This window comes from Flavobacterium sp. AJR, assembly GCF_002156885.1.
Classification (GTDB): domain Bacteria; phylum Bacteroidota; class Bacteroidia; order Flavobacteriales; family Flavobacteriaceae; genus Flavobacterium.
Genome location: NZ_NCWQ01000067.1, coordinates 14,975 through 27,180, shown reverse-complemented (window position 1 = coordinate 27,180; position 12,206 = coordinate 14,975). Strand labels below are relative to the sequence as shown.

General features: G+C 34.1%; 7 protein-coding genes. 6 read left to right on the top strand and 1 reads right to left on the bottom strand.

All coding sequences use genetic code 11. The features are described 5' to 3' along the window. Nucleotide 1: 1 nt before the first annotated feature. From B8T70_RS17060 to B8T70_RS17035, 6 genes are all read left to right on the top strand, one after another. Nucleotides 2-1,516, top strand: coding sequence for a SusD/RagB family nutrient-binding outer membrane lipoprotein (locus B8T70_RS17060; RefSeq protein WP_086895612.1), 1,515 nt, complete (start codon nucleotides 2-4; stop codon nucleotides 1,514-1,516). Nucleotides 1,517-2,164: 648 nt separating this feature from the next. Continuing rightward, nucleotides 2,165-4,153: a glycoside hydrolase family 2 protein gene (locus B8T70_RS17055; RefSeq protein WP_086895594.1), complete on the top strand. Its 1,989-nt coding sequence runs from the start codon at nucleotides 2,165-2,167 to the stop codon at nucleotides 4,151-4,153. Nucleotides 4,154-4,423: 270 nt separating this feature from the next. Further along, entirely contained in the window at nucleotides 4,424-6,700 is a 2,277-nt protein-coding gene (locus tag B8T70_RS17050; RefSeq protein WP_086895593.1) for a GH92 family glycosyl hydrolase, read from the top strand. Nucleotides 6,701-6,884: 184 nt separating this feature from the next. Next, entirely contained in the window at nucleotides 6,885-9,170 is a 2,286-nt protein-coding gene (locus tag B8T70_RS17045) for a GH92 family glycosyl hydrolase (RefSeq protein ID WP_086895592.1), read from the top strand. A gap of 4 nt (nucleotides 9,171-9,174) precedes the next feature. After that, nucleotides 9,175-10,635 (top strand): glycoside hydrolase family 125 protein, encoded by a 1,461-nt coding sequence (locus B8T70_RS17040; protein WP_039114115.1) that lies wholly within the window; start codon nucleotides 9,175-9,177, stop codon nucleotides 10,633-10,635. A 149-nt stretch (nucleotides 10,636-10,784) separates the two neighbouring features. Then, nucleotides 10,785-11,021, top strand: coding sequence for a hypothetical protein (locus B8T70_RS17035; protein WP_242667507.1), 237 nt, complete (start codon nucleotides 10,785-10,787; stop codon nucleotides 11,019-11,021). 54 nt (nucleotides 11,022-11,075) lie between these two features. On the opposite strand, the gene B8T70_RS17030 is transcribed toward B8T70_RS17035, so the two are convergent. Beyond that, nucleotides 11,076-11,855, bottom strand: coding sequence for a TlpA disulfide reductase family protein (locus B8T70_RS17030; RefSeq protein ID WP_086895591.1), 780 nt, complete (start codon nucleotides 11,853-11,855; stop codon nucleotides 11,076-11,078). Between the last annotated feature and the right edge of the window lie 351 nt (nucleotides 11,856-12,206).

Sequence of the window (12,206 nt, the reverse complement as noted above, 5' to 3'; positions counted from 1 at the left end):
GATGAAAAATAAATATATAAAAATATTCTGTATCGCTATTGTTAGTGCAATGACATTCACAGCATGCGATGAAGGATTCGAGGATTTAAACAAGAATCCAAATGCATTAATAGACCCAGCACCAAAATCGATGTTCACACTTGCTGAAATATATATCGACGGACAAGATTATTCTAATACAAGAGGAAATAATGGATATGCTGCTCAAATAGTACAACACTTTTCTTCATTAGGAGGACCAGGTTCAAAATATTCGTATTCATCAGAATATTCAGGTTCATTGTTTGGAGAATCATACGGTAAAGGATTAAATCAAATTCTTCAGTTGATGTCTGTTTTACCAGAAACGGCAGAAAACTCAAATATGATTCAGGCATGTAGAATCATGAAAGTATTCATGTTCCAGAAACTGACAGATACGTATGGAGAGGTTCCATATTTTGAAGCAGGACAAGGATTTAACGGAAATATTTTTGCTCCTAAATACGACACGCAACAAGTTATCTACAATGATTTATTAAAAGAGTTGGATGAAGCAGGAGACGCATTAGATGCTAATAAACCTTTTGTAGGTAATGCAGATTTATTTTACCAAAGTGATGTAGCAAAATGGAAAAAGTTTGCAAACTCATTAATGTTAAGAGTTGCAATGCGTTTGTCTAAAGTAGATCCGGCAAAATCAAAACAATATGTAGAAAAAGCTTTTGCAAAAGGAGTTTTTAATTCTAATATTGATAGTGCAGTATTAAAACATGATGCAGGACCACAAGGAGTTAGAACAAACCCAATAACATCATCTTGGGTTAGAAATGACTTAAACGGAGGAGAGTCAAATATAAAATACAGCAAAACTTTTATAGACTTATTAAAGAATACAAACGATCCACGTTTAAGAGTTTATGCAAAATTAGAAGCTTCAGGAAATAATAATCCTGCAGATCAGCAAGGACTTGCAAATGATGCAAAAGAGTTTCCGGGTGGAGACAAAAAACTTTTCTCAGATCCTAATACTTCTACTGTATTACGTTTAGATGCACCAACTTTAATCATGTCTTATGCCGAAGTAGAATTTTTATTGGCAGAAGCAGCAGCAAAAGGTTGGAATGTATCAGGAACAGCTCAGCAACATTACGAAGATGGAGTAAAAGGAGCGATGCAAATCCTATCAATTTTTGGAGACAAAGTACCAGCAGTTACCATTGCAGAGTATAACGATTATATTACAGCAAATCCATTTAAAGCTACAGGAACAGAAGCAGAGAAAATAGAGCAAATTATTACTCAAAAATGGATTGTTTTACTATTTAATGGTTTCGAAGCATTCTCAGAATGGAGAAGAACAGGATATCCAGTTTTAGTACCGGTAAATGACCCTTTAGGAGAAACAGACGGTACAATCCCAAGAAGATTAATATACGATCAATCGGAGTTAATTACAAACGGAGCAAACTACAAAGCAGCAATACAACGTCAAGGGTTAGATTTAATGACAACTAGAATTTGGTGGGATAAATAAATAATTAATTTGGTTGATTAGTTAGAATAAGTCGGGTAGGATATACCCTCCCGGCTTATTTTTAAGTTTCTATTTTGATTTTTATAAAAAAAAAACATTTGTTATAAAGAGGTTAATATATTGTTTTTTAGTACCTTTTTTTTCGCAATCAGAAAAATTGCTTTTTGCTGAAAAAGATGGAATTACTTTCCAAAGATCTTAAAATAAATAAATGGTTTTTTGAGCAATCTAAAATCTAATACTGATAGTTAGCTTACTATATGGGCACAAATATTATAAATAAATTTTGAACACGAATTTCACGAATTTCCACAGATTTTAAGAGTTAACTTAGTTTGTGAAATTTATTTCACAAACTAATTCGTGTCAATTTGTGAAATTCGTGTTTGCTTTTTAAAATTATGCTCAGACAGTAAAATAGCTATCGAGACCAAAATTAATATAAGTTTGGCAGCCGTAAAAAAGGAAATAATGTCTAGATATTTTTGTTAGTTACTCTTATTCTAGGATATAAAACCTAAAAAGAGAAGGAATTAATTGTGCAAGCAATTATCCTTCTCCCACTGCCAACGGTTAAATTACCTTTTGCTATTTGCAAACACACACTTAAAAATTAGACATAAATAATAATTTTATTACTCAGTAAAAATGGAATGTAAAAAAAGCTTTTATTGGTTTGTCGGCATATGTCTTGCAAATTTTTCATTTGCAGTAAATGCACAAAATATTGATATAAAAAAAGATTGGCAATATCGGGAAGTAAAAACTGAAAAGTGGAATCCGGCAACAGTTCCTGGAGAGATTCATACCGATTTGTTGAACAATAAATTAATACCAGATCCATTTTATCGGGACAATGAGAAAAAACTAGAATGGATAGAAAAAAAAGATTGGGAGTATAAAACGACTTTTCAGGTTACACCAGCAACGTTTAACAAAAAAAATGCTGAACTAGTTTTTGACGGACTAGATACTTACGCAACAGTTTACCTGAACAATCAATTGGTTTTAAAAGCCGATAATATGTTCCGCCAATGGAGAGTTGATGTAAAGAAAATAATCAAATCAGGGAATAATGATTTAGTTATCGTATTTAAATCAGCACAAAATGTGGTCGATTCACTTGCAAAGAAAGATTTGCCATTTGTAATTCCAGACAATCCTCGTGCTTATGTGCGTAAAGCGCAATACCATTTTGGATGGGATTGGGGACCAAAATTCACCACTTGCGGAATTTGGAAAACACCACGATTGGAAGCTTATGACGAAAAAACTCCAGAGAAACCATATGTGCTTAATCGTAAGATAGAGTTGGTGCAACAACCGGATAGTTTAGGTAAATCATTTTACTTTAAAATCGACGGAAAGCCAGTGTATATGAAAGGAGCAAACTACATTCCTTCAGATGCATTTCTTTCTCGAGTAGATAAAAAAGAATACGAAAAAGTAGTTGGTATGGCAAAAGATGCCAATATGAATATGTTACGTATTTGGGGTGGAGGAGTTTATGAAGATGATTATTTTTATGACTTATGCGATAAATACGGAATTAATGTTTGGCAAGACTTTATGTTTGCAGGAACGATGGTACCAGGAGATGATGCTTTCTTTGACAATGTAAAAAAAGAAGTGCAATATCAAGTAAAGCGTTTGCGTCATCATCCGAGTATTGTTTTGTGGTGTGGAAATAACGAAGCCGATGAAGCTTTTAAAAACTGGGGTTGGCAAAAAAGCATGAATATGTCCAAACAAGATTCAACACGATTGTGGAAAGATTACGTTCGTTTGTTTCAGGATAGTATCCCAAAATGGGTAAAAGAAGTCGATAATAAAAGACCATATATTAGTTCATCACCATTATTTCATTGGTCTAAAGAAAAAAGTATTACCGAAGGAGATAGCCATTATTGGGGAACTTGGTGGGGATTAGAAGATGTAGAAGCGGTACAGAAAAAAACAGGTCGTTTTGTGAGCGAATACGGAATGCAGGCAATGCCAAATTATTCTTCTATCGAGAAATTTACTTTGCCAGAAGACCGATATTTATATTCAGATATTTTGCAAGCACATCAAAAGGCAGGAAAAGGATTCATGAAATTAGATTCTTATTTGAATAGATATTTTATTGATTCGACCAAAATAAAGAAAATGAATGTCGAGGATTATACGTACCTCACACAGTGTTTACAATATTATTCTCTTAAAAACATTATCGGAATTCACCGTTCTAAAGCGCCTTATAATATGGGAACATTGGTTTGGCAACTTAACGATTGTTGGCCAGTAGCAAGTTGGAGTGTAACCGATTATTATGATCGACAACCCAAAGCTGCTTGGTACGCTATGAAAGAAGCTTACAGAGATGATATAACTCCGACAATTGATTTGACACGTCCGATAGATTTAAAACTCGAAGACCCAAAAATCACTTGGAAAGTACAAGGAAACAAATTGACTCTAAAAGCATCAAAATTTGCTAAATATGTAAATGTTTCCATAAAAGGATACACTGGCAAATGGAGCGATAACTACATCGACTTAAAAGCTGGAGAAGAAAGAACAATTACGTTCGAAGGGAAAATAGCTAAGCCAGAGGTTAAGGTTTATTCTCTTTATGATGTTTTTAAAAGGTACTAAGGTTCTGAGGTTCTGAGGTGCAAAGGTTTCTTTTATTGTGAATAAAAAAAGGCTCAAAGCGACAAAGGTTTCTTGTATTGTGAATAAAAAGAGGTTCATAGGTTTTCTGTAGAGGCGCACCGCAGTGCGTCTACTTTGCGACCTTTGCGTAAACCCTTGTGCCCTTTGCGGTTAAATTTTTATGTTCAAAGATTAAAAAAATATCCGCGTAAATCTGTTTAATCCGTGTCATCCGCGTGCCATTACACAAGTCAAATAAAAAAATAAAATATGTTTAAAATATATAACAAAATAGCTTTTAGTGGTATTATCGCTTTAAACCTATTTTTTGCTAATCCAGTAATTTCACAGGAAAAGAAAGCAAAACAAACAAGTATAGATTACACCCAATATGTAAATCCATTGATAGGATCTGCAGGACACGGACACGTATTTGTTGGTGCCAATGTTCCTTTTGGAGCAGTGCAATTAGGACCAGTAAATGTTTTTGAAGGTTGGGATTGGTGCAGCGGATACAACTACGCAAGTAATACCATATTAGGATTCACGCACACACATTTAAGCGGAACAGGAATTGGAGATTTAAACGATATCTTGTTGTTGCCAGTATCAGGAAAAGTTCCACTTACAAAAGGAACAAAAGAAGATATGGCAACAGGTTATGGCTCATATTTCTCGCATAAAAACGAAGTAAGCAAAGCAGGGTATTACAGCGTTATCCTTGATAAATACAAAATTAAAGCAGAGCTAACAGCAAGCGAAAGAGTAGGTTTTCATAAATATACTTTTAATACCACTACAGATAATCACGTTTTATTAGATCTAGCCGATGGTGTGGGATGGGATAAACCCGTAAAAACATTCATAAAAAAAATAAACGAAACAACACTTGTAGGATATAGATATTCTGCGGGTTGGGCTGCAGATCAGCGCATTTTCTTTACAATGGAATTTTCTGAACCAATTTCAAATATAGCTTTATATGATAATACAACTCCAGTTCCAGGAAACGAAGGCGAAGCAGTACGTATGAAAGCGGTTTTAGATTTTAAAGCTTTAAAAAATAAACAAGTTTTAGTAAAAGTTGGGATTTCTCCAGTAAGTTATGAGAACGCTTCCGCGAATATTAAGACTGAGATTCCGGGTTGGGATTTTAATGCTGTAGCAAAAGAAGCGACTTCAAAATGGAATAAAGTGCTAAATAAAATTCAGATAAAAGCTGATGATAAAACGACAAAAGTTTTTTATACCGCCTTATATCATACCATGTTTGCACCATCAATTTTTAATGATGTAAACGGAGATTACAGAGGAACAGATAAAAAAGTATACGAAAAAGCAGGTTTTACCAATTATACGACTTTTTCACTATGGGATACCTACCGTGGTTTACATCCTTTATATACCATTACGCAACCCGATAAAATTAATGATATCGTTAAATCATTTTTAGCAATCTACGAGCAACAAGGACGATTACCAGTTTGGCATTTAATGGGGAATGAAACCAATACAATGAATGGAAATCACTCGATTGCAGTTATTGTAGATGCTTACATGAAAGGGTATAGAGATTACGATACCACATTAGCGTATGAAGCCATCAAAAAAACTGCGATGCAAACTCGTGACGGAATGGATTATGTTCAGAAACTAGAATATATCCCAGCCGATAAAGTATTAGAATCAGTAGGAAATGCTCTAGAATATGCAATTGATGATTATTGTGTGGCATTAATGGCAAAATCATTAGGCAAAACCGATGATTACAATTATTTCTCAAAAAGAGCCAATTTGTACAAATTGTATTTTGATAAAGAAACTACATTTATGAGAGGGAAATTAACCGATGGAAATTGGAGAACGCCATTCAACCCACTTTCATCAGCACATCGTAAAGACGATTATGTAGAGGGAAATGCTTGGCAATACACATGGTTAGTTCCGCAAGACCCTTACGGTTTAATCGAATTATTTGGAAGCGAAGATAAATTTTTAGCCAAATTAGATTCACTTTTCCTGATAACAGATAAAGTAGAAGGCGAAGAGATTTCACCTGACATCAGCGGCTTAATTGGTCAGTACGCACAAGGGAACGAGCCAAATCACCATATTCCATATTTGTATGCATACGCAGGACAACCTTGGAAAACCGCAAAACTAATCCGTGAAATCGATGATAAATTCTACTCGACAAAACCAGACGGATTATGCGGGAATGAGGATTTAGGACAAATGTCGGCTTGGTATGTATTCTCATCAATGGGATTCTATTCCGTTAATCCAGCAAACGGAATTTACGTTTTAGGAAGTCCATTAGTAAACACAGCGACAATCCATCATAAAGAAGGAATTTCATTTACATTAAAAGCAATAGACAATAGCAAAACTAATATCTATATCCAAAAAGCAGAGTATAACGGAAAACCATACACAAAATCATACATCACACATGACATGATTGTAAAAGGAGGAGAATTAAAATTGTATATGGGAAGCAAACCATCAACGACGTTTGGAGTGAAGAAAGAAGATAGACCGCTTTAAGAGTTTTCAGTCGCAGTTTACAGTTTCAGTATTCAGTTTCCTAACAGGTTTTTAAAACCTGTTAGGTATAATTTAAGTCTTCAGGTTTATGTAAACTTTGACAAAGCTTTGAAAGTCGACAATTCACGTTTTACAATAAATACCTAACAGGTTTTAAAAACCTGTTAGGATAACAACACAGAATATGAAAATAAAGAGTTTAATTTTTTTAGGGATAATGCAATGTTGCGTTTTCGTAAATGCCCAAGTTAAAACGTTAGATCCAGTAGAATATGTTAATCCTTTAATGGGAACACAATCTTTACACAGTCTTTCTAACGGAAATACTTATCCTGCAATTTGCCGACCTTGGGGAATGAATTTCTGGACACCACAAACAGGAAAAATGGGTGACGGATGGGCGTATGTTTACACAGCCGAAAAGATTAGAGGGTTTAAACAAACACATCAACCTTCGCCTTGGATGAATGATTACGGGCAGTTTTCGATCATGCCAGTAACAGGAAAATTAGCTTTTGCAGAAGACGAAAGAGGAAGTTGGTTTAGCCACAAAGCCGAGGTTTCAAAACCTTATTATTACAGCGTATATCTAGCCGATTATGATGTTACAACCGAAATTACAGCAACCGAAAGAGCAGCACATTTTCAGATTACATTCCCAGAAAACGAGCAATCGTCTATTGTAATCGATGCATTTGACAAAGGTTCTTATATCAAAATAATTCCGTCAGAAAATAAAATTATAGGATATACAACTCGCAATAGTGGAGGAGTTCCTGAGAATTTCAAAAACTATTTTGTATTACAATTCGATAAACCATTTGCAACAAATTATACATGGCATGATAAAGTTCTGGAAAAAGACAAACTAGAATTAAAAGATAATCATGTAGGTGCAATAGTTGGATTTAAAACCAAAAAAGGCGAGAAAGTAAATGTAAAAGTATCATCATCTTTTATCAGTATAGAGCAAGCCGAATTAAATTTGAATAGCGAGTTAGGAAAAGCATCTTTTGATGAAACAGTAGCCGAATCTAAGCAAGAATGGAATAAAGTTCTAGGAAAATTAAATGCTGAGGGTGGAAGTGAAGAACAACTAAAAACATTCTACTCTTGTTTATATCGTACAGTTTGTTTTCCGCAAAAGCAATACGAAATAGATGCTAAGGGAGAAATTGTACATTATAGCCCTTATAATGGCAAAGTATTACCGGGTTATATGTATGCAGGAACAGGATTTTGGGATACATTCCGTGCCTTATATCCTTTGTTAAATTTAGTTTATCCTTCGATTAATAAAGAAATGCAAGAAGGATTAATCAACGATTATAAAGAAGGCGGTTTCTTGCCAGAGTGGTCAAGTCCAGGGTTTAGAAATGTAATGGTTGGGAATAATTCAGCATCTGTAGTTTCTGATGCTTATATCAAAGGATTGCGTGGTTATGATATCAATAAATTATACGAAGCCTTGTTGCATGGAGCCAATAACGAAGGACCGTTAGAAGCTGTGGGAAGAAAAGGAGTGGAGTATTACAACACTTTAGGATATGTACCTTATGATGTAAAAATCAACGAAAATGCAGCCAGAACACTAGAATATGCTTATGATGATTTCACGATTTGGAAATTAGCGAAAGCCCTAAACCGTCCGAAAAAAGAAATTAGTTTATTCGAAAAACGAATGATGAATTATAAAAAACTTTATAATCCAGAAATCGGATTAATGAGCGGTAGAAATAAAGACGGAAGTTTCCCTAAAAATTTCAATCCGTTTAAATGGGGAGATGCTTTTACCGAAGGAAATGCGTGGCATTACAGCTGGAGTGTATTTCACGACATAAATGGTTTAATTGATTTAATGGGAGGCGAGAAAAAATTTACAGCCAAATTAGATGCAGTTTTTACTACACCACCAGTTTTTGATGATAGTTATTACGGAGCAGTAATTCATGAAATCCGCGAAATGCAAATCATGAATATGGGACAATATGCTCACGGAAACCAACCAATTCAGCACATGATTTATTTGTATAATTATGCTGGCGAACCTTGGAAAACACAATATTGGTCAAGAGAAGTAATGAACCGTTTGTATAAACCAACTCCAGATGGATATTGCGGAGACGAGGATAACGGACAAACTTCGGCTTGGTATGTTTTCTCAGCAATGGGATTCTATCCAGTTTGTCCAGGAACAGACGAATATGTTCTGGGAGCACCATTATTTAAGAAAGTAACATTACAGTTAGAAAACGGAAAGGAGCTTATTATAAATGCTCCAAATAATTCTGAAACTAATAAATATGTTCAGGATTTAAAATGGAATAATGCAACTCACACCAAAAATTATATCAATCATTTTGATGTATTAAAAGGTGGTGAATTAAATTTTGACATGACCAGCAAACCTAATTTACAAAGAGGAACTTCAGCAAGTGCCTATCCATATTCTTATTCAACTTCAAAATAATACTATGCAATCACGTAGAAAATTTATAAAAAATACAGGGATTTTTTCAGCAGGATTATTGGCACTTCAATCTGATGTTTTCGGAATGCAATCTGATGCTTTCAATTTTGCATTAAAAGATTTTATTACCAAAAGACCACCATTAGCCGAAAGAAAATTTACAAGTAAAGCTGTTGAAGCAGCAATTGTAAGAATCAAAAAACAAATCGCAAACCCAGAATTGGCTTGGTTGTTTGAAAATTGTTTCCCAAATACATTAGACACAACTGTCGATTTTGAAATTATCGACGGAAAACCAGATACGTATGTTATCACAGGAGATATTGATGCGATGTGGTTGCGTGATAGTACAGCGCAAATATGGCCGTATATTCCTTTTGTAAAAGAAGATAAAAAACTAGCAGAATTAGTAAAAGGAGTAATCAACCGTCAGACAAAATGTATTTTGCTTGACCCTTATGCGAATGCTTTTTACAAAGATTTTAATCAGGTAAGTGAGTGGAAAAATGATATGACCAAAATGCAACCTGGAATCCATGAACGCAAATGGGAGATCGACAGTTTATGTTACCCAATAAGACTGGCGCACGGATATTGGAAAGAAACTGGAGATATTAGTTTGTTTGACAGTAAGTGGAAAGAAGCCATGCTTTTGGTATTGCAAACTTTTAAAGAGCAACAACGCTGGACAGATAAAGGGCCATATAATTTCCAGAGAGTAACAGCTTGGGCTACCGATGGTGTACCATTAAGCGGTTACGGATATCCTGTAAAACCATGCGGATTAATCGTTTCAACTTTCAGACCAAGTGATGATAGTACCTTGTTTGGATATTTAATTCCGAGTAATATGTTTGCTATCGAAGTGCTTGGATATCTTCAGGAAATTTTCTCTTTGCCAGCATTAAAAGACAATGATTTAGTGGCTAAAGCCAAAGAATTACAAGGACAAGTTCAGAAAGGATTAGAAGAAAACGGAATCATCGAACATCCAAAATTCGGAAAAATTATTGCTTTTGAGGTTAATGGTTACGGTAGTTTCCACATGATGGATGATGCCAATGTACCTTCATTATTATCATTACCTTATTTAGGAGCTATTGAGCCAGATAGTCCGTTATATTTGAATACGCGTAAAGTGGTACTTTCAGAAAATAATCCGTTTTTCTATAAAGGAAAAGCAGGCGAAGGGGTTGGAGGACCACATACAGGAACAGATACCATCTGGCCTATGAGTATTGTTTTGAGAGCTATTACCAGTGTCGACGAAAAAGAGATAAAAGCGTGTATTAGTAATTTGATCAAAACAAATGCTGATACCGGATTCATGCACGAGTCATTTCATAAAGACGATGTTACTAAGTTTACCCGAAAATGGTTTGCTTGGGCGAATACACTATTTGGAGAAATGATAGTACATACAAGCATCCATTATCCCCAAATTTTAAAAGACAAAAACATTTAAAAAACTAAAAATATATTTACCATTAAGAGATTTAAAAAAACTTATTTTTTTAAATCGAGAGAATATTTACCATTAAGAAATTAAGAAAAATTAAGCAACAATACTTAATAAACTTAATCTCTTAATGGTAAAAAAATCTTAATCTCTTAATGGTTCAATTCCAAAAAAGAAGAAGAATGAATAAAGAATATGCCGTTGGATTAGACATTGGGGGCACACATATTACCGCAGCAATTATAGATATAGTAAGCATGAAAGTGATTGATTTTTCGCTGCATAAAGAATCATTTGACTCTAATTTGCCGGTAGAAGAAGTGATGACTATTTGGGAAAAAGCAATTAGAACTTCTATAGAAAATTCGTTTTTATCTGTGTTTTCGCCCTAGCGAATCCGTATCATCCGCGTTCCTTTTTATAGGTAATCTTTGCTTGCTTTGCGGTTAATTCTTCAATTTACTTTCTTTTTCCAAAGCTACTTCTAAGCTTTTGTAATTATTTAAAACTTTGGTAATTAATCCTTCTTTATTGATAATGAAATGTGTGGGAAATGCATTTAGCTGCAGCGTTTCGTTCATATAGATTTTCATATTTGGAATAACGGAATATGATAATGGTTTTCTAGCCAAAAATACTTTTAATTGTTCGGGTGTATCTTCGGCTAAACTTACAAAAAGTATGTCTTTTCGGTCTTTATATTTCTCTGCCAATTTATTTACATCTGGAAATTCTTTGATGCATGCAGCACAATGAATATACCAACATTTTATCACTACAATCTTTCCTTTCATAGTTTCATTAGAAACCAGATTTCCGTTTAAATCTTTAAAAGAGAATTTAGGGAATGGAGTGTTTTCCATTTTGAAGTTCTTATACGCATCAAAAGCTTCTTGGTTAATAGTTGCTTTTATACTTGTATCGGAATTAGGATCGATTTTGAATAATTTATAATAATAAACAGCATCATCCGATTGTAATCGAATGGGGATATAATTACTATTTGCTAATTGATCTAAAAAAGTCTCTTTTGGTATTTCTTTCGAGAGTGTATCTAGTGCAACAAAATCTCTGGAAAGCATTATGTTTTTACTCTGATACGCCCACCAACTGCTGTAGTCTTTTTGGATTTGTATTGGATCAACTTCTGGATTTCCGTATTTTGTTTGTGCTAAACAAGAAGTAAAAATTAAGAATGTTAGTATAAGGCTAAATGTTTTTTTCATGAAGTTGTGATGCAATAATTGGGTTTCAAAAATAGCTAAAAAATAGTTTCTAATAATTGTAACCTTTGTCAAAGTTCAAGTTTAAAGTTGGTCTGTTCATTTTTGTCATTTCAGAAATGACAAGTTTGTGATTATTTTGTGTAAAATTAAAGTTCCTTACACTCTTCGTTTTGAACTTTGACAAAGGTCTATTTGAAATGTAATTACTTTGTACTTCGCAATGATAGTTCCTAGCCCTGATAGTAGTGGTATCCTTTTTATCTCGTTTTTCTCGAGATGAAAAGATACAAGCGGATAGCAGGAAATAGCTCCTAATTATTTGACTACGTTCTGAAAGACTGTCTTAATTTA